The organism is Georgenia sp. Z1344 (genome assembly GCF_057652375.1).
Map to the genome: position 1 here is coordinate 1,855,296 of NZ_CM172728.1, position 22,434 is coordinate 1,877,729.

The 22,434-nt window shown below is 74.7% G+C and carries 21 protein-coding genes and 1 pseudogene; 5 read left to right on the forward strand and 17 right to left on the reverse strand.

The window, feature by feature from the left end; translation table 11 throughout:
* Window positions 1-21: 21 nt before the first annotated feature.
* Together AC24FB_RS08370 and AC24FB_RS08375 are read right to left on the reverse strand one after the other, a co-directional pair.
* Entirely contained in the window at window positions 22-654 is a 633-nt protein-coding gene (locus tag AC24FB_RS08370) for a GNAT family N-acetyltransferase (RefSeq protein WP_425713868.1), read from the reverse strand.
* On the reverse strand, window positions 651-1,412 hold the full coding sequence (locus AC24FB_RS08375) for a DedA family protein (protein WP_425713867.1): 762 nt from the start codon (window positions 1,410-1,412) through the stop codon (window positions 651-653). Before AC24FB_RS08375 ends, AC24FB_RS08370 begins: the two co-directional genes overlap by 4 nt.
* A gap of 137 nt (window positions 1,413-1,549) precedes the next feature.
* Between AC24FB_RS08375 and AC24FB_RS08380 the strand changes: the two genes are divergently transcribed.
* Entirely contained in the window at window positions 1,550-2,044 is a 495-nt protein-coding gene (locus tag AC24FB_RS08380; RefSeq protein WP_425713866.1) for a VOC family protein, read from the forward strand.
* A gap of 84 nt (window positions 2,045-2,128) precedes the next feature.
* Here the strand turns inward: AC24FB_RS08380 and AC24FB_RS08385 are convergent, their stop codons facing one another.
* The 6 genes and pseudogenes from AC24FB_RS08385 to AC24FB_RS08410 all read right to left on the reverse strand — a co-directional run.
* Window positions 2,129-2,578 carry a TA system VapC family ribonuclease toxin gene (locus AC24FB_RS08385; RefSeq protein ID WP_425713865.1) on the reverse strand — a complete coding sequence of 150 codons (450 nt, stop codon included), beginning with the start codon at window positions 2,576-2,578 and terminating at the stop codon, window positions 2,129-2,131.
* Window positions 2,575-2,829, reverse strand: coding sequence for a ribbon-helix-helix domain-containing protein (locus AC24FB_RS08390; RefSeq protein ID WP_425713864.1), 255 nt, complete (start codon window positions 2,827-2,829; stop codon window positions 2,575-2,577). The genes AC24FB_RS08385 and AC24FB_RS08390 overlap by 4 nt, the downstream gene beginning before the upstream one ends.
* Window positions 2,830-2,919: 90 nt before the next feature.
* Entirely contained in the window at window positions 2,920-4,362 is a 1,443-nt protein-coding gene (purB, locus tag AC24FB_RS08395; RefSeq protein WP_425713863.1) for an adenylosuccinate lyase, read from the reverse strand.
* 14 nt (window positions 4,363-4,376) lie between these two features.
* A complete protein-coding gene (locus AC24FB_RS08400) occupies window positions 4,377-5,063 on the reverse strand; it encodes a GntR family transcriptional regulator (RefSeq protein WP_425713862.1) in 687 nt (228 codons plus the stop codon).
* A complete protein-coding gene (locus AC24FB_RS08405; RefSeq protein WP_425713861.1) occupies window positions 5,050-5,802 on the reverse strand; it encodes a maleate cis-trans isomerase family protein in 753 nt (250 codons plus the stop codon). The genes AC24FB_RS08400 and AC24FB_RS08405 overlap by 14 nt, the downstream gene beginning before the upstream one ends.
* Window positions 5,803-5,885: 83 nt before the next feature.
* A pseudogene (locus tag AC24FB_RS08410) lies at window positions 5,886-6,617 on the reverse strand (maleate cis-trans isomerase family protein); the annotation flags it as partial.
* 73 nt (window positions 6,618-6,690) lie between these two features.
* Here AC24FB_RS08410 and AC24FB_RS08415 point away from each other — a divergent pair.
* Window positions 6,691-7,671, forward strand: a complete 981-nt coding sequence (locus AC24FB_RS08415) for a D-2-hydroxyacid dehydrogenase (protein ID WP_425713859.1) — start codon at window positions 6,691-6,693, stop codon at window positions 7,669-7,671.
* 16 nt (window positions 7,672-7,687) lie between these two features.
* Window positions 7,688-9,043, forward strand: coding sequence for an amidase (locus AC24FB_RS08420; protein WP_487561446.1), 1,356 nt, complete (start codon window positions 7,688-7,690; stop codon window positions 9,041-9,043).
* 22 nt (window positions 9,044-9,065) lie between these two features.
* Here the strand turns inward: AC24FB_RS08420 and AC24FB_RS08425 are convergent, their stop codons facing one another.
* Both AC24FB_RS08425 and AC24FB_RS08430 read right to left on the reverse strand, forming a co-directional pair.
* Complete coding sequence (locus AC24FB_RS08425; protein ID WP_425713857.1) at window positions 9,066-9,560, reverse strand: DUF3830 family protein; 495 nt, start codon at window positions 9,558-9,560, stop codon at window positions 9,066-9,068.
* A 4-nt stretch (window positions 9,561-9,564) separates the two neighbouring features.
* Window positions 9,565-10,806: an aspartate aminotransferase family protein gene (locus AC24FB_RS08430; protein ID WP_425713856.1), complete on the reverse strand. Its 1,242-nt coding sequence runs from the start codon at window positions 10,804-10,806 to the stop codon at window positions 9,565-9,567.
* A 219-nt stretch (window positions 10,807-11,025) separates the two neighbouring features.
* Here AC24FB_RS08430 and AC24FB_RS08435 point away from each other — a divergent pair, with 219 nt between their 5' ends.
* Complete coding sequence (locus AC24FB_RS08435; protein WP_425713855.1) at window positions 11,026-12,489, forward strand: NAD-dependent succinate-semialdehyde dehydrogenase; 1,464 nt, start codon at window positions 11,026-11,028, stop codon at window positions 12,487-12,489.
* 150 nt (window positions 12,490-12,639) lie between these two features.
* On the opposite strand, the gene AC24FB_RS08440 is transcribed toward AC24FB_RS08435, so the two are convergent.
* Complete coding sequence (locus AC24FB_RS08440) at window positions 12,640-13,947, reverse strand: Glu/Leu/Phe/Val dehydrogenase dimerization domain-containing protein (RefSeq protein ID WP_425713854.1); 1,308 nt, start codon at window positions 13,945-13,947, stop codon at window positions 12,640-12,642.
* A 271-nt stretch (window positions 13,948-14,218) separates the two neighbouring features.
* On the opposite strand from AC24FB_RS08440, the gene AC24FB_RS08445 reads away from it, so the two are divergent.
* The gene (locus AC24FB_RS08445) at window positions 14,219-15,142 is read left to right on the forward strand and encodes a LysR family transcriptional regulator (RefSeq protein ID WP_425713853.1); all 924 of its coding nucleotides are present in this window, start codon (window positions 14,219-14,221) and stop codon (window positions 15,140-15,142) included.
* Between the two features lie 22 nt (window positions 15,143-15,164).
* On the opposite strand, the gene hemL is transcribed toward AC24FB_RS08445, so the two are convergent.
* The 6 genes from hemL to hemE all read right to left on the reverse strand — a co-directional run bounded on the left by hemL (window position 15,165) and on the right by hemE (window position 22,408).
* Window positions 15,165-16,595 carry a glutamate-1-semialdehyde 2,1-aminomutase gene (gene hemL / locus AC24FB_RS08450; RefSeq protein WP_425713852.1) on the reverse strand — a complete coding sequence of 477 codons (1,431 nt, stop codon included), beginning with the start codon at window positions 16,593-16,595 and terminating at the stop codon, window positions 15,165-15,167.
* 8 nt (window positions 16,596-16,603) lie between these two features.
* Window positions 16,604-17,587 carry a porphobilinogen synthase gene (gene hemB / locus AC24FB_RS08455; protein ID WP_425713851.1) on the reverse strand — a complete coding sequence of 328 codons (984 nt, stop codon included), beginning with the start codon at window positions 17,585-17,587 and terminating at the stop codon, window positions 16,604-16,606.
* The gene (locus AC24FB_RS08460) at window positions 17,584-18,615 is read right to left on the reverse strand and encodes a uroporphyrinogen-III synthase (protein WP_425713850.1); all 1,032 of its coding nucleotides are present in this window, start codon (window positions 18,613-18,615) and stop codon (window positions 17,584-17,586) included. The genes hemB and AC24FB_RS08460 overlap by 4 nt, the downstream gene beginning before the upstream one ends.
* Window positions 18,612-19,562, reverse strand: a complete 951-nt coding sequence (gene hemC / locus AC24FB_RS08465; protein WP_425713849.1) for a hydroxymethylbilane synthase — start codon at window positions 19,560-19,562, stop codon at window positions 18,612-18,614. Before hemC ends, AC24FB_RS08460 begins: the two co-directional genes overlap by 4 nt.
* 306 nt (window positions 19,563-19,868) lie before the next feature.
* The gene (locus tag AC24FB_RS08470; protein ID WP_425713848.1) at window positions 19,869-21,344 is read right to left on the reverse strand and encodes a protoporphyrinogen/coproporphyrinogen oxidase; all 1,476 of its coding nucleotides are present in this window, start codon (window positions 21,342-21,344) and stop codon (window positions 19,869-19,871) included.
* Window positions 21,341-22,408 (reverse strand): uroporphyrinogen decarboxylase, encoded by a 1,068-nt coding sequence (hemE, locus tag AC24FB_RS08475; protein ID WP_425713847.1) that lies wholly within the window; start codon window positions 22,406-22,408, stop codon window positions 21,341-21,343. Before hemE ends, AC24FB_RS08470 begins: the two co-directional genes overlap by 4 nt.
* Window positions 22,409-22,434 lie beyond the last annotated feature (26 nt).

Consider the following 22,434-nt stretch of genomic DNA (forward strand, 5'->3'; position numbering starts at 1 on the left):
GCTGCCCGCGGCGGCGAGGGATCAGTCGTCGTGGAGCGGTTCCTCGGCGCCGCGGCCCTGGCGGAGCAGTCCCCAGAACTCCGGGAGCGCGCCGGCGGGCTCGTGCGCCACGACCTCGAAGCCGAAGCGCTCGTACATCGCCACGTTGCGCGCCGTGTTCGTCTCGAGCCAGACCGGCGCACCCGTGCGGTCCGCGCGAGCAAGACCGTGGCGCAGCAGCGCGCCGGCGTAGCCCTTGCCCTGGTCCTCCGGCGCCACCGCGAGGAACGCGAGGTACCAGGCGGCCGATCCCGGGTCGTGCCGCCGGTGCGCGGTCTCGGCCTGGCGCTCGGCGGACGCGAGCCGGCGCACGTCGCCCGGACGGAGCCGGAGAAGCGCGCCGAGGGCGCCGCCACGCAGCTGGTCGACCATCCGCGGCGTCCGCCCCGGCGCGTACCAGAGCGCGATCGAGCCGCCGCCGGCGGTGTCCGCCACGCCGTGCGCGAGCCCGGTCCGCACGCTGGCCGCGGCCCACGCGGGCAGGCGACGGTTCCGCCGCTCCCGGTCCGGGACGGCCCAGGTGAAGAGGGGATCGTCGTCGAAGGCGGTGGCGATGACCGCGCCGAGCCGTTCGACGTCGGACCTCGTGACGGGGACGACCTCGGGCGTGGTCACGGCGCGGGGTCAGGGGTGTCGGTGGCTCCCTGTCCGTCGACCGTGCCCTCGCCCGCGGCCCCGCGCGCCCGGCGCTTGCGGACGTGGCTGACGACGAACCACACGAGCAGGATGACGACGACCGCGATGACCGCGTACTGCAGCCAGCCGGTGTACTGCTCGACCACGTCCCAGTTCTCGCCGAGGTAGTAGCCGGCGAGGATGAGCACCGTGTTCCACACGAGCGAGCCGATGGTGGTGAGCAGGCCGAACATGAGGAGCGGCATCCGGGTGATCCCGGCGGGGATCGAGATGAGCGAGCGGAAGATCGGCAGGCAGCGGCCGAACAGCACCGTCCAGTGGCCGTGCTTGTCGAACCAGTCCTCGGTCTTCGTCACGTCCTCGACGTCGACGAGCGGCAGCCAGTTCATGATCGCCCGTGTGCGCTCGCGGCCCAGCAGCGCGCCCACGCCGTACAGCGCGTAGGCGCCGAACACCGAGCCGACGGTGCACCAGATGATGACCTCGATCAGCCCGAACGAGTTGCCCTGCGACGCGGTGAACCCGGCGAGCGGGAGGATGATCTCCGACGGGATCGGCGGGAACAGATTCTCGATGGCCACGAGCAGCGCCGCCCCGAAGGCGCCGAGGCTCTCCATCATCGACACGGCCCACCCGGCGATACCGGTCAGACCGTCGGTCCCGCCGGCGGAGGCGGCGATCGGCGCGGCGGGCGAGAGCGCCGCGGTGGTCGCGTGGGCGAGGGCTGGGGTCGTCACCGCTCCAACCTATGGCGCGCGGGGTGTGCGCGTGCGGCGGCGTGCCCGTGAGATGGCCGACGGAGGTCAGTCGTTGTCCGCATCCCCTCCTACCGTCGCCTCGACCACAGGACCTCACCGACGACGAGGAGTGCACCATGAACCGCCCGAGCACCGTTCCCGACGGCTACCACACCGTCACGCCCTGGATCATCGGACAGGACACCGCCGGCCTCATCGACTTCCTCGTCGAATCCTTCGACGCGACCGAGCTGGGCCGGACGACGACCGACGACGGCGGGATCGCCCACGCGGAGGTCCGGATCGGTGACTCGGTGGTGCTGATGTTCGACCAGCCTGACTGGCCGCCGACCCCAGGATTCCTCCGGCTCTACGTGAGCGACATCGAGCAGGTCCACGACCGCGCGCTCGCAGCCGGAGCACTGTCGGTGACCCGACCGACCCAGCTGTTCTGGGGCGATATGGCGGCACGCGTGCGTGACCCGTTCGGCAACCTGTACTGGTTGATGGAACGGATCGAGGAGGTCGACGAGGACGAGATGGCACGCCGGGCCGCCGACCCGGAGTTCGTCGCGAACATGGAGTACGTGCAGGGCGCGCTCGTCCATCCCGGCCAGGGCCAGTCGGACTGAGTTCGCGAGGGGCGCTCGGGGGAACTGAGCGCGGTCAGCCCTCGGCGTCCTCGAACCGGGTCAGTGCAACCGTGTGCGGCACCGTCAGTCGGCCGAACGCTTCGACCCGGCGAGCGGATTGATCACGGCGAGTCCGTCAAAACGATGAAAGTCGGCGTCGTTGGACGCGACGGTCGCGCCTTCGAGCGTCGCGTGCGCGGCGATCTGGGCGTCGGTGGTGAGGTTCCCGCCCGCGCCGGACCCGGCGAGCAGGTCGAGACTCTCCTCGACGTGGCGACGGTCCGAGCTGAGGAGTCGGACGTGGGGCTGGTCGAGCCACGACCGGACGACCGCGCTCGCCGCCGGGACGCGCATCGGGCGCTCCGTCAGGCGCGACGACGTCGCGAGGCGGACGAACCCCATCGCCACGACGGGCGGGATGCCCACCATGTCGTCGCCCGACAGGACGTTCTCCCACCAGCCCCGCGCCTCGGCGTGGCGATCGAACCCGTCGATGTGCGCGTAGAGCAGCAGGTTGAGGTCGGGGACGATCACCGGGCGGGCTCCGGGGAGTGTGCGTCATCGGTGTCGATCTCGTCGACGAGCTGGTTGAGCCGCCCGGCGTCGATGCCGGTGCGGATCGCGGAATGGTGGACGTCCACCGTGTAGGGCCGGGCCACTGGCGGCGGAGCGAGGGCGGCGCGCAGCGCGTCGTTGACGACCTCCTTCATCGAGCGCCGGTCACGGTGCACGGCCTCGTCGACGAGGCGGGCGACGTCGTCGTCGAGAGTGAGCGTGGTGCGCATGTGCTCATCATGACTGCATGTGGATCATGCATCAAGATGCACGCTTGTCAGAGGTGGCGGCGCCGTGCCCGCGCGGGGATCGGCCCGCGGTCAGCCCTCGGCGTCGATCGTGCGCGCGAGCTGCGAGGACAGGCCCGTGTACGTGGCCGGCGTGAGGTCCGCGAGGCGCGCCTCGACGTCGGCGGGCAGGCCGAGCGACCCGATGAACTTGCGCATCGCGGGGCCGTCGACCTTCCGGCCCCGCGTGAGCTCCTTGAGCCGCTCGTAGGGGTCCTCCATGCCGGTCGCACCGGCGATCGACGCTGCGCGCATCGCCTGTTGGACCGCCTCGCCGAGGACCTCCCACGCGCCGTCGAGGTCGCGGGCCATCGCCTCGGCGTCGACGTCGAGACCCGCGAGCCCGCGCCGGACGTTGTCGATCGCGAGCAGAGAGTGGCCGAGCGCCGTGCCGATGTTGCGCTGCGTCGTCGAGTCCGTGAGGTCGCGCTGCAGGCGCGAGGTGACGAGCGTCGAGGCGAGGGTGTCGAGCAGGGCGCAGCTGATCTCGAGGTTGGCCTCGGCGTTCTCGAACCGGATCGGGTTGACCTTGTGCGGCATCGTCGACGAGCCCGTCGAGCCCTGCGCGGACAGGCGCTGCGTGAAGTACCCGAGCGAGATGTACGTCCACACGTCGGTGGCGAGGTTGTGCAGGATCCGGTTGAACCGGGCGACGTCGGAGTAGAGCTCCGCCTGCCAGTCGTGCGCCTCGATCTGCGTGGTCAGCGGGTTGAACGACAGGCCGAGCCCGGTGACGAAGCGCTCCGCGACCGCCGGCCAGTCGGTGCCCGGGACCGCGACGCTGTGCGCGCCGTAGGTCCCCGTCGCGCCGTTGATCTTGCCGCGGTACTCGGTGGAGGCGACCCGGTCGAGCTGGCGGCGCAGGCGCGCGACCGTCACGGCCAGCTCCTTGCCGAGCGTCACCGGCGTGGCCGTCTGCCCGTGCGTGCGGGCGAGCATGGGGACGTCGGCCTGGGCCAGCGCCATCTCGGCGAGCTGGTCGGTCACCGCGGTGGCGGCGGGCAGCCACACGTCGACGATCGCGGCGCGAACCGTCAGCGCGTAGGACAGGTTGTTGACGTCCTCCGACGTGCAGAAGATGTGGACGATCTCGTGCGCGCCCGGCAGCGAGGTCTCCGCGCCGAGGGCGTCGGCCGCCTCGTCGAGCCGGCGCTTGAGCAGGTACTCCACGGCCTTGACGTCGTGCCGCGTCTCGGCCTCGATGGCGGCGTGCTCCGCGATCTCGTCGGCGCCGAAGGAGTCCACGAGGCCGCGCAGGTAGGCGCGCTCGGCGTCGGTGAGCGCGGGGGCGCCGGGCAGGGCGCCGGTGTCGCACAGGTGGACGAGCCACTCGACCTCGACGTGCAGGCGGGCCCGGTTGAGCGCGGCCTCGCTCAGGTGGTCCGCCAGCGGCGCGACGACCGACCGGTACCTCCCGTCGAGCGCCCCGAGAGCGATGGGCGGGGTGATCGTCGAGAGGTCGGTGCGCGCCGTCATGGGGCGATTCTCCCTCAGGCCGGGGCGCGCTTGTCCACGAGCCGGGAGACCGCGTCGGCCATGTGCTCGAGCATGAGGGCCTTCGTCCGGGCGGTGTCACCGGAGCGGATCGCCTCGCGCAGCGTCTCGTGCTCGCTCGCCTGCGTGCGCAGGTCGGCGTAGGTGGTGACGAGCTCGCCGAGGCACATGCGGGTCTCGACGAGCAGCGTGCGCATCGCCCGGATGAGCCGTGGACTCCCGGAGCACTCGACGAGGACCTCGTGGAACTCCTGGTCGGCGTCGGACACCGCGGAGGCGTCGCCGCGCTCGGCGGCCGCGCGCATCGCCGCCACGCTCGGGCCCAGTGCCCGGTACGTCTCCTCGCGGCCGGAGGCGGCGGGTGTCTCGTCGTCGAGGATGAGCTCGACGGCCCCGCGTTCGATGACCGACCGGGTGCGGTAGACGTCGAGGACGTCGTCCAGCGTGAGCTCGGTGACGAAGACGCCGCGGTTGCGCACGGCGTGAAGGATTCCCTCGGACACGAGCCGCTGGAGGGCCTCGCGGACCGGGCCGCGCGAGACCTCGAACCGCGTGGCGAGCTCCGCCTCGCCGAGCTGCTCGCCGGGCGCGAGCTCGCCGCGCATGATCGCGGCGCGCAGCTCCTCGGCGAGGTAGTCGACCGTGGACGGCGGTCGGGACGGGCGCAGGTCAGTCAGCGGCACGGGGCCTCCGTTCGTCGAGCAGGGCACCGAGCGACGGGCCGGTGCCCGGGTGGCCGGCCAGGCGCAGCCCCAGCCAGATTGTCACCTGGTTGGCCGTGAGCACCGGCTTGCCCAGGCGGGACTCGAGCCGCGGGAGGACCTCCAGGGTCCGCATCGCGGTGTCGGGGACGAGGAGCGCCTCGGCCCCCGGGTGGTCGTGGGCGGCGGCGAGGTCCTCGACCGCGTCGGCCGCGAGCGTGCCCACCTCGGCGGCGGTGGCGATCCCGGCGTGCGCGGCCGCGACGACCTCGATCCCCGCGTCGCGCAGGTAGGTGGTGAACAGGTCAGCGACGTCGGCCGGATAGGTGGCCGCCACCGCCACCCGCCGGATCCCCAGGTCCCGCAGGGCGGCGACGAAGGCGAGAGACGTGCTCGACGTCGGAACCCCCGTGGCGGTGGCCAGCTCGTCGACCTGCCGCTGGGCGCCGGCCCTCCCGCGCACGAAGCTCCCCGACGTGCACGCCCACATCACCGAGCCGGGCCGGCGCGGGGCGAGCGCGGCGGCGCCGGTGGCGAGGAGGTCGGGGCGGCCGAGGTCGAGCAGCTCGGGGACCGCGTGGAGGTCGGTGCCGTGGACGTGGGCCACGGGGAACGAGGCGCCGAGCAGCTCCGCCGCGCGCGGGTACTCGTCCTCGGCGGCGTGGCCCGGGTAGATGATCCCGACGGTCGGTGACCCGTGTGGCGTCGATGGGGCGCTCATGCCGGGACCTCGCCGTCTGCCGCAGCGCCGCGGTACGCCGCCGTGCCACCGCCTGCCGCCTCACCCGCGGCTCCGTCGTCGAACACGCCGCGCAGCCACCGGCCCGGCCCCGTCATCTGCAGGCCCATCCGGCCCAGGCACGCCCACATCGTCAGCTGGTTCGCCGTGAGCACGGGCTTGCCGAGTCGCTCCTCGAGCGGGTCGACGATGTCGTAGGTCGGCAGGTTGGTGCAGGCCACGACGACGGCGTCCGCGTCGTCGTGGTCCGCCCCCGTGATCCGCTCGGCGACCGTGCGGTAGTTGACCTTCCAGATGCCGCCGCCGAGCCCCAGGTGGTCGGAGCGCACCACCGCGACGCCCAGCTCGCCGAGGAAGTCGTGCAGCCGGTCGGTGAGCGCGGCGTCGTACGGGGTGAGGACCGAGACCCGGCGGAGGTCGAGCGCGCGGACGGCGGTGGCGAGCGCGCCGGAGGTGGTGACGGCGTCGGGCGCCCCGGCCTCGAGGACGGCCGCGCGCAGCCGGGCCTCGTGGGCGAGCCCGTGGATGAAGCTGCCGGACATGCACAGGTAGGCGACGACCTCCGGCTCGACGCCGAGGACGTCCCGGGTGGCCGCGCGCAGGTGCCGCTCCTCGGACACGAGCTCGGCCATCTCGAGGCTGACGGGGACCGGCTCGTAGGGCGTGCGGGCCAGGTGGAGGCTGACCTCGAGCGGCACCCACCGCCACAGCTCGCGCTCGAGGGCGAGGTCGAACGGCGCGATGACGCCGATGCCGCGCTGGGCGAGCGGACCCTCGATGTCGGGCAGCTCCGCCATCGTGCCTCGCTCTCGCACCGACGCAGATCGTCAGATTGTTGACAACAATAGGTGGCGTTCCTAGGTTGTCAACGTGCCCACCCGCCCCGTCGTCGCCGTCCTGCACGACGGCGATCCGCCGTCGCAGGACGCCCTCGCCCCGGTCCTCGAGCGCGCCGAGGTGCGCATGGCCGACGAGGCCGGCCTGGCCGCCGCCCTCGACGGCGCCGAGGTGATGTACGCCTACCACTTCCTCAGCCGCGTCATGCCCGAGGTGTGGCACGCGGCCGGGTCGCTGCGGTGGCTGCACGTGGCCGCCGCCGGGGTGGACGCCCTGCTCACGCCCGAGGTGGCGGCGAGCGACGTGGTCGTCACCAACTCCCGCGGCATCTTCGACGCGTCGATCGCCGAGTACGTCCTCGGCCAGGTCCTCGCCTTCGCCAAGGACCTCCCCGGCTCGGTGCGCCGCCAGGACGCCCACACCTGGGAGCACCGCGAGAGCGACATGGTCGCCGGCAGCCGCGCCCTGGTCATCGGCACCGGGCCCATCGGCCGGTCGATCGCGCGACTCCTGCGCGCCGCCGGCGTCGAGGTCTCCGGCTCCGGCCGCCGCGCGCGCACCGGCGATCCCGACCTCGGGGACGTCACCGACGCCGACGGGCTGCCCGCCGCCCTCGCCGCCGCCGACTGGGTCGTCCTCGCCGCACCCCTGACCCCGGCCACCCGCGGGATGATCGACGCCGCGGCGTTGTCCTCGATGAAGCCGACCGCCCGGCTCGTCAACGTGGGGCGCGGCGAGCTCGTCCGCACCGACGACCTGGTGACCGCCCTGCGGGAGGGGACGATCGCCGGGGCCGCGCTCGACGTCGTCGACCCCGAGCCCCTGCCCGCCGGGCACCCCCTGTGGGACCTGCCCGGCGCGATCATCACCCCGCACAACAGCGGGGACTTCCGCGGCTGGCGCGACGCGCTCACCCACCTGTTCGCGGACAACTTCCTCCGGTGGACGGCGGGCGAGCCGCTGCCGGGCGTGGTCGACAAGTCCCGGGGGTACGTGCCCGGCGAGGGGAGCTGACGTGGAACCCACCGAGATGACGGCGGCGGAGCTCGTGACGGCCTACGGGTCGGGCGAGCTCTCGCCGGTCGAGGCCACGCGGGCCGTGCTCGCCCGGATCGAGGAGCGTGACGGCGAGCTGAACGCCTTCAGCCTCGTCGACGCCGACGCCGCCCTCGAGCAGGCCGCCGCCTCCGAGGAGCGCTGGCGCTCCGGGCACACCCAGGGCCTGCTCGACGGCGTGCCCGTCTCGATCAAGGACATCTTCCTCACCGCCGGCTGGCCCACCCTGCGCGGCTCAAGCGCGGTGGACCCGGACCGGGAGTGGACCGTCGATGCACCCGCCGTCAAGCGGGTCAGGGCCGACGGCATGGTGCTCGTGGGCCAGACGACCTCGCCCGAGATCGCGTGGAAGGCCGTGACGGACAGCCCCCTGCGCGGCATCACGCGCAACCCCGTGGACCCCCGCACGACGGCGGGCGGCTCCTCGGGCGGTGCGGCCGCCGCGGTCGCCGCCGGCATGGGGCCCTGCTCGCTCGGGACGGACGGCGGCGGATCGGTCCGCATCCCCGCCTCGTTCTGCGGCGTCGTGGCCCTCAAGCCCACCCACGGGCGGGTGCCGATGTACCCGGCCAGCCCGTTCGCGCCCCTCGCGCACGCCGGGCCGATCACGCGCACGGTCGAGGACACGGCGCTGCTCATGGATATCCTCTCGCTGCCCGACCATCGGGACCCCACCTCCCTCGCCCCGCCCGTGCGGACCTTCCGCGGCGAGCTCGACCGCGACGTGGCCGGCCTGCACGTGGCGTACTCGCGCGACCTGGGCTTCGCCGACGTGGACCCCGAGGTCGCGCGGGTCGTCGACGAGGCCGTGGCGGCGCTCGGCCGCGCCGGCCTGCACGTGACCGCCGCCGACCCCGGGTTCCCCGACCCGATCGACGCCTTCGAGGACCTGTGGGCCGCCGGCGCCGCGACCCTCCTGCGGACGATGCCCGGCGCCCGCGAGACGGTCGACCCCGGGCTCGGGAAGGTGTGGGACCACGGCGAGACCCTCAGCGCCGTCCAGCTCCTCCAGGCGCGGGGTGTCGCCGCCGCCGTCGGCATCGCCATGGGCGAGTTCCACGAGACGCACAACCTGCTGCTCACCCCGACGATGCCGATCGCCGCGTTCGAGGCCGGCCACGACGTGCCGCCGGGCAGCGGGCTGAGCAGCTGGCCGCAGTGGACCCCGTTCACCTACCCGTTCAACATGACCGGGCAGCCGGCGCTGAGCGTGCCCGTCGGCGAGACCGCGGCCGGGCTGCCCGTGGGCCTGCAGATCGTGGGGCCGCGCCACTCCGACGACCTCGTGCTCGCCGCGGGCCGGTTCGTCGAGCGGGTGCTCGGACGGTAGGGCTGTCTGGTCGACCCGGCGCCTACGCCCGCGCGAACGAGAGGCGCTCGCCGGCGAACCCGTGCCGCCACAGGTCGTTGCACGCCGCCGCCATCTCCGCCAGCCCCTCGACGACGGTGGCGAAGACGTTGCCCGGCACCCACCCGACGTCGCCGTTGAGCAGCAGGTTGTTGCGGTCGTAGAAGAGCGCGAGGTCGGTGGCGCCGAGCTCGGCGTGGGCGGCCGATCCCGGCTCGTACCCGTAGGCGGGGTTGCCGATCTCCCAGGGTTCGAAGTCGAACAGGCACACGTCGCCCGGGATCGGGGTGACGGTCGGGTTCTCGCGGCGCGGGGCGGCGGCGATCCGCGGCAGCAGCGCGTAGACCTCGTTGCGCGCGAACTTGGCGTGGAAGGCGTCGCCGGACAGCGGCAGCGCGTCCCACACGGCGGCGCACGTGGCGGGTGCGTCGTCGTCGAGGAGCCGTGCCCGGCACGCGACCCCGCGCGACTCGAGCGTGATGGTGACGTGCCGGACCACGGTGTCAGACCTCCGCGAGGACCTCGGCCCAGATGCCGAGCGCCTCGTCCACCTGTGCCTCGGTGACGACGAGCGGCGGGATCATCCGGACGACGTTCATGTGGGCGCCGCAGGTGAGCATGAGCAGCCCCTTGGTCGCGGCCAGCTTCTGCGCGGCGGCCGCCTTCGCGGTGTCGGGCCCGCCGTCGGCCGTGACGAACTCCGAGCCGACGAGCAGGCCGAGCCCGCGCACGTCCCCGACCGCGTCCGTCGCGGCCGCGCGCACGCCGTCCAGCAGCTGCGTCCCGCGCTCGGCGGCGTTGGCCACGAGTCCCTCGTCCTGGATGACGTCGAGGGTGGCGACCGCCGCCGCGCACGCCACCGCGTTCCCGCCGTAGGTGCCGCCCTGCGAGCCCGGCCACGCCTTCGACATCAGCTCGGTCGACGCCGCGATGCCCGAGAGCGGGAAGCCGGAGGCGAGGCCCTTGGCGATCGTCATGACGTCCGGGCGCACGTCGAAGTGCTCGTGCCCGAAGAACCGGCCCGTGCGGCCGAAGCCGGTCTGGATCTCGTCGAGCACGAGGAGGATGCCGTGCTCGTCCGCCCGCTCGCGCAGCCCCTGGAAGAATCGCGTGTTCCCGGGGATGTACCCGCCCTCGCCGAGCACGGGCTCGACGACGAACGCCGCCGTCTCGCGGGGCGACGTGACGGTCGCGAACAGGTAGTCGAGCTCCCGCAGCGCGAAGTCGGTCGCCTCCTCCTCGGTCCACCCCCACCGGTAGGCGGTGGGGAACGGGGCGATGTGCACGCCGGCCATGAGCGGGCTGAAGCCGGCGGAGAACCGGGTGCCCGAGGTCGTCATCGACGCCGCCGCGACCGTCCGCCCGTGGAAGCCCCCGTGGAACACGACGACGTTCGGCCGCCCCGTGGCCTGCCGCGCGAGGCGGAGCGAGGCCTCGACGGCCTCGCTGCCGGAGTTGGCGAAGAACAGGGAGTCGAGGCCCTCGGGCAGGACCTCGCCGAGCCGCTCGGTCAGCTCGAGCAGGGGGCGGTGCATGACGGTCGTGTACTGGCCGTGGATGAGCGAGCCCACCTGCTCCTGCGCCGCGGCGACGACGCGCGGGTGGCAGTGCCCCGTGCTCGTCACGCCGATGCCGGCGGTGAAGTCGAGGTAGCGGCGGCCGTCGGAGTCGAACAGCTCGCTCCCGCGGCCGTGGTCGACGACGACCGGGGTCGCCTGGCGCAGGTGCGGTGACAGCGTCGTCATGGAGGACCTCCGTCGAATCATTGTCGGATTGTCGACAATACTTCTATGCTGGGTCGACGGCAAGGAGCGCGCGGGAGCAGACTCGAGGGGCGCGCCGGCTGGCGCGGTGCCCGATCGCGGGTGGCGCACCGGGCGGCACGCCGTTCGTCGTCGGGCCGGCATGCGCGGCTCGCTCGCCCGGTCGTCCGCACCATCCACCCAGGAGCACGGGAGGCACCAGTGACCACCCACGACGAGGCCGCGGCCATCGCGTCCGTCCCCACCGGACTGTTCATCGGAGGCAAGTGGCGCGACGCCGCCCGCACGATGCCGGTCGACGACCCCTCCACCGGGAAGGTGCTCTGCGAGGTGGCAGACGCGAGTCCGGAGGAGGCGATGGCCGCCCTCGACGCCGCCGCCGACGCGCAGGCCGCCTGGGCCGCCACGCCGCCCCGTGAGCGCAGCGAGATCCTCTCCCGCGCCTACGCCCTGCTGATCGAGCAGACCGACCGGCTCGCCCTGGTGATGACCCTCGAGATGGGCAAGCCGCTTCCCGAGGCCCGCGGCGAGATCGCCTACGCGGCGGAGTTCCTGCGCTGGTTCGCCGAGGAGGCCGTCCGCATCGATGGCGGGTACATGACCTCGCCCAACGGGCAGGCGCGGTTCCTCGTCAGTCGCCAGCCGGTGGGGCCGAGCATCCTCATCACCCCGTGGAACTTCCCCATGGCCATGGGCACCCGCAAGATCGCCCCCGCGATCGCCGCCGGGTGCACGAGCATCATCAAGCCGGCCGCGCAGACGCCGCTGTCCACGCTCGCGCTCGTCGAGATCCTCGCGGAGGCCGGGCTGCCCGCCGGCGTCGTCAACGTCGTCACCACGAGTGCCTCCGACGACGTGATGACGCCGCTCATCCTCGACCCCCGCTCGCGCAAGCTCTCGTTCACCGGGTCGACCCCGGTGGGCAAGCACCTGCTCGGCCTCGCCGCGCAGACCGTCATGCGCACGTCGATGGAGCTCGGCGGCAACGCGCCGTTCCTCGTGTTCGAGGACGCGGACCTCGACGCCGCCGTCGAGGGGGCGATGGCCGCCAAGATGCGCAACATCGGCCAGGCCTGCACCGCGGCCAACCGGTTCTACGTCCACCGCTCGGTCGCCGAGGAGTTCTCGCGGCGGCTCGCCGAGCGGATGGGGGCGCTGCCGATGGGGCGGGGCGTGGACGAGGGGGTCGTCGTCGGGCCGCTCGTGGACCAGCGGGCCGTCGACAAGGTCGGCACACTGGTCGACGACGCCGTGCGCCGCGGCGCCACCGTGCGCACCGGCGGCGAGGTCGACGGGCGCGACGGCTACTTCTACCCCGCGACCGTGCTCACGGGCGTGCCGGCCGACGCCGAGATGGGGAGCACCGAGATCTTCGGCCCGGTCGCCGCGATCACCGAGTTCGACACCGAGGCGGAGGCGGTGGCGCTCGCCAACGACACGCCCTTCGGCCTCGTCTCCTACGCCTACACGCGCGACCTCGACCGGGGGCTGCGGGTGAGCGACGCCCTCGAGGCGGGGATGGTGGGTATCAACCAGGGCGTGGTCTCCAACCCCGCGGCGCCGTTCGGCGGGATCAAGGAGTCCGGGCTCGGCCGCGAGGGCGGGCTCGTCGGGATCGACGAGTTCCTCGAGACCAAGTACACCGGCATACCCGTCACGCGGTAGGGCGCCGCGCCGCGCCGCGCCCTCGCGAGGGGCGGGGGCGCGGGCCGCGGGCACGACGACGAGCCGGCCCCGCCGCGGCGGCCTCACGTGGGGCCGGAGCGGCGGAGCCGGCTCGACCGGCCTTCGTCGTCGTGGCGTGCGGACCGCGGGCTACGGGATGACGACCTGCGCCGAGTCGCCGACCGCGATCCGGTGCTCCTCGGCGATCACCAGGGCGACCTCGCGGGGCGTGGCCCCGGTGCGGCGCGACTGCTCGAGCAGGGTGCCCACGAGGGTGCGCATCTCGCGGCGCAGCCGCCTGAGCGAGTCGGCGGGGTCCGGCCCGACCATCCCGAGCAGCAGCCACCACGCGCAGGTGGCCGCGCCGGCGTTGGCCACGAAGTCCGGAACGACCGGCACGTGGCGGGCGGCGAGCATCGGCTCCGCCTCGGGCACCACGGCGGCGTTCGCGGCCTCGACGACGACGCGGGCGTTGACCTCGTCCGCGTTGTGCGTCCCGATCGCGTAGGAGACGGCCGCCGGCACGAGGACGTCGACGTGCATGCGGAGCACGGCGTCGCGCGGGAGCTGCTCGACGTCGTCCGGCACGCGGGTGCGGTCGATCTCGCCGTAGGCGTCGCGGAGCGCGAGCAGCGCCGGGACGTCGAGGCCGCCGGGGTGGTAGAGCGTCCCGGCGGCGTCGGCCAGCGCCACGACGTGCGCGCCGGCCTCGTGCAGGTACCAGGCCGTGCCGCCGCCCATCGTGCCGACGCCCTGGACGGCCACCGTCGTGGTCCCGCCCGGCCCCGGGCCGAGCGCGCGGACGGCCGCGAGGCAGGCCTGCGCCACGCCGTAGCCGCCGATCATGTCGCCGAGGTGCAGGCCCTCGGAGACCGGGGCGTCGATGGCCGCGCGGACGCGGCGGTAGGTCGCCGCAGGGTCGGCCGCGCGGCGGATCGCGGCGCCGTAGGAGTGGATGAGGCCGAGGCGGTCGAACACGGCGTCGAGCCGGTGCTGGTCCACGCCGAGGTCGTCGGCCGTGACCCAGTGCGAGTCGAGCCAGGGCCGCATCGCGTCGTAGAAGCGCTCGAGAACGCCCTCGGCGCGCGGGTCCTTCGGGTCGAGGTCGATGCCGCCCTTCGCGCCGCCGACGGGGATCCCGAACGTCGACGTCTTGAGTGACATGCCGCGGGCCAGGTCCCCGACCTCGCGCATCGTGCAGCCGGCGCGCATCCGGGTGCCGCCCGTGGCGAGCCCGGACAGGAGGGTGTCCACGACGAGGTAGCCGTGGACGCCGGTCACCGGGTCCACCCAGGTCAGCTTCTGGTAGGGCTCGTGGGGCCGGGGCGGCGCAGGCGCGAGCGGGGTGCCGGGAAGCGCGTCGGAGACGCCGTGCTGTGCGCCGAGCGGGCTGGGCAGTGCGCCGCCGTGCCGGGCCGAGATCGGGGTTCCCTGCCGGGGGTCGTCGATGGTGGTCATCGCGGTCCGCCTCCTCACTTCCGTTCGTGGATGTCCGCCCAGAGTGAGTCCGGGGCGGATCGGGCGTCCATCAACGGTTCGTGCACGGTGGCGTGCAGGTTTCCTGCATGTTCACCTCCCCGGCTCAGGGGCGGTGCCGTGGGACTGTGCGGGGCATCTGTGCGCCGGCGGGGTTCCGCGGACCGGCACGGGCACCTGTGGACGAACGCGCGGGTGACGGAGATGTTCGTCGTCGGGCACGTCTCGGGGTGGGCGCCCTACGCTGGCGAGCGTGGAGGTCTCTCTGCGACGACTGCGGATGCTCCGTGAGCTGCGCCGACGCGGCACGGTCACGGCGGTCGCCGATGCCCTGCACTACAGCGCGTCCGGGGTCTCGCAGCAGCTCGCGCAGCTCGAGCGGGAGGTGGGGGCCACGCTCGTCGAGCGGCACGGGCGGCGCGTCCAGCTGACCGAGCTGGGCCTCCTGCTCACCGACCACGCCGACGACATCCTCGACGCGGTCGAGCGCGCGACGACCGCTCTCGAGAGCGCCCAGGGCGGCGTGACGGCGCGGCTGACGGTCGGCGTGTGGGCGTCGGTGGCCGCGGGGCTGCTGCCGTCGGCGCTCGCGGCCCTCGCCGCGGCCCACCCGGGGATCGAGGTGCGTTCGGTCGAGCTCGTCCCGGAGGACACGGCCGGCGCGGTGAGCGACGGCTCGCTCGACCTCTCGTTCGTCATCGACTACTCGGACTACCCGATGGCGCGCGACCCGGGGCTCACGGTGGTCCCGGTGGCGGTCGAGCGGCTCCAGGCCGCGGTGCCGGCGGGGACGTTCACCGCCCCGACGGTGGCGCTCGCCGCGCTGGCCGACCAGCCGTGGATCCTCGCCGGCCGTCGCTCGCACTTCGGCAGCGCGGTGCGCATCGCCTGCCACCGCAGCGGCTTCGAGCCCGCGGCCCGGCACGAGGTGGAGGAGCAGGCAACGGCGTTGGCCATGGTCGCGGGCGGGCTTGGTGTCACTCTGGTGTCGGACCTCGCGACCTTCCAGGTCCCGGACGGCGTCGACATCGTGCCGCTGACCGAGCCCGTCATGCGCACCGTGTCGATCGCCTACCGCACGACGACGACGCGCCGCCCCTCCCTCGAGCTCGTCATCGACGCGGTGCGGACGGCCGCCTCGGAGAAGGGGCTGGGCGCGAGCGGGTCGCTGCCGTGAGGCGGGTGGTCGGGTCCGTGCGTCAGGCCGGGGGGTCGGCGTCCGCCGCCGCGCGGGCCGCGGCGGGCAGGGCGTCGAGGATCCGGGCGAGGGCGTCGTCGTCGTGGGCGGCGGTGAGGAACCACGCCTCGAACGCGCTCGGCGGCAGGAGGACGCCGGAGGCGGCCATCGAGCGGAAGAAGGCCGGGTACCGCCACGTCTCGGAGGCCTTGGCGCCCGCGTAGTCCCGCACGCCGCCCGCCGCGTCCTCCCCGAGGAACACGGAGAAGAGGTTGCCGGCACGGCTGACCAGGTGGGGCAGTCCGGCGGCATCGAGCGCCTCGCCCGCCGCGCGCGCGACCGTCTCGGCGGCGGCGTCGACCGCGGCGTAGACGTCGGCGTCCGCGAGGCGCAAGGTGGCCAGGCCCGCGGCGGTGGCGAGCGGGTTCCCGGACAGCGTGCCCGCCTGGTAGACGGGGCCGCTCGGTGCGAGCTCGTCCATGATCGCGGCCGGCCCGCCGAGCGCCGCCAGCGGCATCCCGCCGCCGAGGACCTTTCCGAAGGTGAGCAGGTCCGGCGCCCATCCCTCGCTCGCACCCTCGAGCCCCCACCAGCCGGCGGGGCCCACGCGGAAGCCGGTGAGCACCTCGTCGAGGATGAGTAGTACGCCGTGGCGGGTGGTGAGCTCCCGCAGCGCGCGGTTGTACCCGGGCCCTGGGGCGACGACGCCCATGTTCGCCGCCGCGCCCTCGACGATGACGGCTGCGATGCGTTCGCCGTGCTCGGCGAACACCGCCTCCGCCGCAGCGAGGTCGTTGTAGGGGACGACCACCGTGCGGGCGGCGATCTCGTCCGGCACGCCGGGCGTTCCGGGGATGCCGAGCGTGGCCACACCGGAGCCGGCGTCGACGAGGAGGGAGTCGGAGTGCCCGTGGTAGTGCCCGGCCACCTTGACGATCAGCGGCCGGCCGGTGACGCCGCGGGCGAGTCGGACGGCGGTCATCGTGGCCTCGGTGCCGGAGCTGACGAACCGGACGCGCTCGGCGGGCGCGACCCGCCCGGTCACGGCCTCGGCGAGCTCGGTCTCGGCGACGGTCGGCGCGCCGAAGGAGAGTCCCGACGACGCCGCCTCCCGCACGGCCTCGACCACCTCCGGGTGCGCGTGGCCGAGCAGTGCCGGGCCCCACGACGCGACGAGGTCGACGTACTCGCGTCCGTCGACGTCGGTGACGTACGCGCCGCGCGCCGAGGCGAGGAAGCGGGGCGTCCCGCCCACCGAGCCGTACGCGCGGACGGGGGAGTCGACGCCGCCGGGGATCGCCACGCGCGCCGCCGCGAAAGCGGCCTCGCTCGCGGGGCCGGCGGACCAGGCGGCCGACGTGGAGGGCGTCGAGCCGATAGCCGTGCCCGTACCCGCGACGGGCACGTGTGGCGTCGACGGATCGTCGTTGGTCGAACCTGTCACCTGCGTCATCGCCTCGTTCACCTCTCTCGCAGCCAGCCGGCCGCCTCGGTCGCCCAGTACGTCGCCACGATCCCCGCGCCCGCGCGCCGGATCGACAGCAGGGTCTCGAGGATCGTCCTGCGCCGGTCGATCCAGCCGCGCTCGGCGGCCGCCTCGACCATCGCCATCTCGCCGGACACGTGGTACGCCGCGACGGGGACGTCGACGGCCTCGGCCACGTCGCCCAGCACGTCGAGGTAGAGGGTGGCCGGCTTGACCATGACGACGTCGGCCCCCTCCTCGACGTCGAGCAGCGTCTCGCGCAGCCCCTCCCGGCGGTTGGCCGGATCCATCTGGTAGGTCGTCCGGTCGCCCGTCAGCTGCGAGTCGACGGCCTCGCGGAACGGCCCGTACATCGCGGAGGCGTACTTCGCCGCGTAGGCGAGGGTGCCGGTGGCGTGGTGCCCGGCGTCGTCGAGCGCCTCGCGCACCGCCTGGACCTGGCCGTCCATCATCCCGGACAGCCCGAGCAGGGTGGCGCCGGCCTCGGCCTGCGCGAGGGCCATCTCGGCGTAGCGCTCGAGCGTGGCGTCGTTGTCGACCGTCCCGTCGGACGCGAGGACGCCGCAGTGCCCGTGGTCCGTGAACTCGTCGAGGCACAGGTCGGAGACGACGACCATCGACTCCCCGACCTCCTCGCGCAGGAGCCGCAACCCGACGTTGGCGATGCCGTCCGGGTCGGTCGCCGCCGTGCCGGTCGCGTCGTGGGTGGCCGGCACGCCGAAGAGCATGACGCCCCCGACGCCGGCCTCCGCCGCCTCCGCCGCCGCCCGTCGGAGGGAGTCGGGCGTGTGCTGGAGGACGCCCGGCATCGAGCCGATCTGCTGCGGCTCGGTCAGGCCCTCGCGCAGGAACACGGGCAGGACGAGGTCGGCCGGGTCCATGCGGGTCTCGGCGACCAGGCGCCGCAGCGCGGGCGAGGTGCGCAGCCGGCGGGGCCGGGTGCTCGGGAAGCTGGTCATCGTGTCCTCCGTGGTGGTGCGGTGAGGTTCGGGGTCGCGCGGATCGCGAGCGCGGACGTGACCGCGTCGACGATCCCGTCGGGCGTGGGGGAGGGGGCAGTCGCGGCGTTGACGAGGCCGGCTGCGTCGATCGCCGCGGCCGTCGTCGGGCCGATCGCGACGAGGCGTGTCGTGGCGGGAGGCGTGCCCGCGGCGTCGACGAGCGCGCGCAGGGTGGACGGTGAGGTGACGACGACCGCGTCCGGCCACGGGGTGGCTGCGGCCGTCGTCGCGGCGGGATCGGCGGGAACGGTCGTGTAGACGGGGACCGCGTCGACGGCCCACCCGGCGGCGCGCAGCCGGTCGGCGGTCGACGGGTCGGCCAGCGCGCTCGCCGGCAGAAGGACACGGGGCTGGGCGGGAGACGCGTCCGGCGCGTCGGCCGCGTCGGGTGCGTCGGGCGCAACCACCGCGTCGGGCCCGGAGCCGGACGGGGTCGGCGCGGGACCGATGGCCCCGACGAGCGCGGCCGCCGTGCCGTCCGGCGACTCGAGGTCGACCGGGACGCCGACCCGCGCAAGTGCGGCGGTCGTCGCGGGACCGACGGAGCCGACCCGGGTGCCGGTCGCGCGCGCGGTGGCGACGGCTGTCGGCCACGTGCGGGGGCCCGGACCGTCGTCGGCACCGGGACCGTGGTCGGAGCCGCCGAAGCTGTCGACCCCGATGAGACCGTCGACCGTGTCGACCGCGTCGACCGCGTCGACCGCGCCGACTACGCCGAGCCGGACGTCCGCGAGCCGCGCCACAGTCCGCGCAGAGGTGACGAGGACCCAGTCGGCACCGGCGGGGTCGAGCAGGGTGGGGTCGGCGTCGAGGGGCTCGGAGCGCGTGACGCGCACCGCTGCGACGTCGGCGCCCGCCGACCGGAGTGCCTCGGCGATCGGGTCGTCGCCGATCCGGGGGACGAGCACGCGGAGCCCCACGAGTGCCCCGTGGTCGGGAAGGTCGGTGCGGGGAGCGCCGGGCGGGTCAGCTGCGGGACCTGTCACGCGGTGTCCATGAGGTCGCCGGCGCCGGCGATGAGGAGCTCGTCGGCGAGGTCGCGGCCGAGGCCGGCGGCGAGCTCGGTGTCCGCCGGGTCGAGCGAGCGGCCGCCTGAGCGCCGCAGGTGGAGCGCGCCGTCGGGGCGGGAGACGAGGGCGTCGAGGGCGAGCCGGTCGCCGTCGAGCGTGGCGAGAGCGCCGACGGGCGCGGCGCACCCGGCCTCGAGCCGGCCGAGCAGGGTGCGCTCGGCGACGACTGCCGCGGCCGAGGGCGCGTGGTGGACGGCCCGCAGGGCGGCGGCCAGTCCGGGCAGCTCGGAGTCGACGTCGTCCCGGGTCTCGACGGCGAGGGCCCCCTGCCCGGGCGCCGGGAGGAATGTCGGGGGGCCGAGGATGTCCGTCGCCCGGTCCTCGAGGCCGAGCCGCCGGAGCCCGGACAGCGCGAGCACCACCGCGTCGAGGTCGTTCTCAGTGCGGGCGAGGCGGGTGGGCACGTTGCCGCGGATGTCGACGATCGTCAGGTCCGGGCGGGTGATGAGGAGGAGGGCGGCCCGGCGCGGCGACCCGGTGCCGACGCGGGCTCCCGGGGGCAGCGTGGCGAGGGTGTGGCCGTCGCGCGCGCACAGGGCGTCCCGGGGGTCCTCGCGCGGAGGGACGGCGGCGATCGTCAGTCCGGGGTGCGGGGCGGTCGGCAGGTCCTTGAGGGAGTGGACGACCACGTCGACCTCGCCGTCGAGGAGCGCCGCCCTCAGGGCGCCGGCGAAGACGCCCGTGCCGCCGAGGGAGGACAGCGGGGCGGTGGAGACGTCACCCTCGGTGCGCACGACGACGAGATCGAGCTCGCCGGCGCCCGCGGCCGTCAGCGCGTCGGCGACCTGACGGGACTGCGTGCGGGCGAGGTCGGAGCCACGCGTGCCCAGGCGCCAGAGGTGGCCGGTGGTGGCGGAGGTCATGCCGACATTCTCGCACCGACCGCCGTCGAGAACGATTCGAATATGCAAGCGAGGCATGACACAAATGCATGAATCGGACATCTGTGAAATCGACCTGACAACGCGTCACTACCATTTGTCGAATATGACGACAAGTCGTCATGTCGTTTGTGGGGAAGCGCATGTTCCGTCGTTGCGTAACGGAGGTAGGTCACATGATGTGCGCAACAGCGCGGGGTGCGGTGCGGCGCAGTGCGGTGCGGTGCGGCGTGGGCCGCGCGTGACGGGGCTCGTGCGTGGCGCGGGTCGCGCGTGGTGCGACGCGGCTCAGACGAGACGCGAGGCCAGCCGTCGGGCGTGGGCGACGACCGCCGGGAGGCCCGTCCCGGCGACCCAGGCCCCGGCGAGGTGGAGGTCGCGCTCCGCCGCCGTCGCCGCGAGGTCCGCGACGGCCTCGCGGGTGTCCGGGGTCTGCGGCGCGAGGGCACCGCCGTGGGAGATCGGTGCCGAGGCGAGCAGCCGACCGGGATCGAGGTCGACGCCCAGCAGGGCGGCGGCGTCGGCGAGGGCCTCGTCGACGCCCGGCACGAACGGCTCCTCGCCCGGTCGCCCGTAGGAGAGCCGCACGGCGTGCCGGCCGCCGAGCGCCGCCGCCACCCACGGCCACTTCGCGCTCGAGTGGGTGAGCGCCTTCGCCCGCACGGGGCGTCCGCCCGGCGCCGCCCCCTCCCCGACGATGACGCCCGACCCGCGCGGCGCCCCGTCGAGCTCCGACGCGTCGAGGACGAGGGTGCGGTGCTCCACCGGTGCGCCGGGCGCGAGCCGGATCCCCTGCGCTGCGGGGAGCTCGGGACGGGCGAGCCGCAGGGCCTCCGGCCCGGGCACGGCGAGCACCACCTCCCGCACGCGCAGGGTGGTCCGGTCGCTGCCGCCGGTCGCGCCGGCGTCCGCGGCGCCCTCCGGGATCCCGACGAGCCAGGCGTCGCCGTCCCGTGCGAGGCGCTCGGCGCGGACCGCCGTGCGGATCTCGGCGCCGGCTGCCCCGGCCGCGCGGGCGAGCGCGGCGGGGAGCAGGTGCATCCCGCCACGGACGGTGGCGACGGCGGGACCCTCGTCGACCAGCGACCCGACGGCGCCGGTCAGCGTCCCGTGCGAGGCCAGGGCCGCGCGCAGGCCGGGTGCCACGACGTCGATCGAGAGCTGCGCCGGGTCGGCGGCGTGCAGGGCGCCGGCGATCGGGCGGACGAGGAGCTCGAGGACGTCCTCCCCCAGCGCGTCCCGCACGAGGTCGGCGAGGGAGGCCGGACCGGGCAGGGCCCCGACCCGGTGCGCGGCGTCCGCCTCCGCCGCCAGCCGCGCCCGGCGCTCGCCGAGGATGCCGACGACGAGCGGGTGGGTGAGGTCCGAGGGGATCCCGAGCAGCGACCGCGGGGGCACGGGCCGCGCGGGGCCGGCTGCCGGCTGCACCCACGAGCCGGCCGCGGGTCGTTCGATCGTGAGTCCCAGGTCCTCGGCCAGCTCGATCGCCGCCGGCCGGCGCGTGCCCATGGCCTCTGCGCCGCCGTCGAGGACGACCGGACCACCGCGCGTCCCGCCGTCGAGCGGGTCCGGGTCGGCGGGGGGTTCGCCGTCGGACGGGGTGGTGAGGTCGAGGGCGAGCGGCGAGACGAGCCCCCCGACCCGGCCCGACGCCTCGACGAGGAGGACCGACCGGCCGGACCGGGCGACGTCGTGTGCGATCGTCAGGCCCGCGATGCCCGCCCCGACGACGGCGACGTCCCAGGACGGGCCGGCTCCGGTCACAGGGAGTGGACGAGCTCGACGACGCGCGTGAGGACGCCCGGGTCGGTGGTCGGCGGGACGCCGTGGCCGAGGTTGACGACGTGCGCGGGCGCGGCTCGGCCGGCCTCGACGACGGCGCGGACGTGGCGCTCGAGGACCTCCCACGGTGCGGTGAGCAGTGCGGGGTCGATGTTGCCCTGGAGCGGGACGCGGCCGCCGAGGCGGTCGTTCGCCACGTCGAGGCGGATGCGGTGGTCGACCCCGACGACCTCCGCGTGCCCGGCCATGACGGTGAGCAGCTCGGACGTGCCGGTGCCGAACGAGACGCGCGGGACCCGGCCGGCGACGTGGTCGAGCGCACGGGCGGAGTACGGGGCGGCCCGCTCGGTGTAGTCGTCGACGGACAGCGAGCCGGCCCAGGAGTCGAAGAGCTGGACGGCGCGGACCCCGGCGTCGACCTGCGCGGCGAGGAAAGCCCCGGTGAGGTCCGCGGTCCAGGTGAGGAGCTCGTCCCACGCCTTCGGGTCCGCGTGCATGAGCGCGCGCGCCGCGAGGTGGTCGCGCGACGGGCGGCCCTCGACCAGGTAGGCGGCGAGGGTGAACGGCGCGCCGCCGAAGCCGATGAGCGGGGTGTCGCCGGGGCGCTCGCCGGTGCCGAGCTCCTCGGTGACGGCGCGGACCGCGGCGGCGATCGGGGCGTGGTCACCGGGCTCGTGGGCGGTGAGGCGCGCGACGTCAGCCCGCGTGCGGACCGGTTCGGCGATGACCGGGCCGGTGCCGGGGACGATCTCGACCTCGACCCCCGCGAGCCGCAGCGGGACGACGATGTCCGAGAAGAGGATCGCCGCATCCACGCCGTGGCGCCGCACCGGCTGGCACGTGATCTCCGCGGCGAGGTCCGGGGTGAGGCAGGCGTCGAGCATCTCGGTGCCCGCGCGGACCTCCTTGTACTCGGGCAGCGACCGGCCGGCCTGGCGCATGAACCAGATCGGCAGACGGTCCGGCGTCCGTCCGGAATAGGCCGTCAGGAGGGCGGGCGCGGCGGGGGTCTCGGCGCCGACGGGGGCGGCCACGGAATTCGTCACCCCGCCATTGTGCACGGACCAGGAAA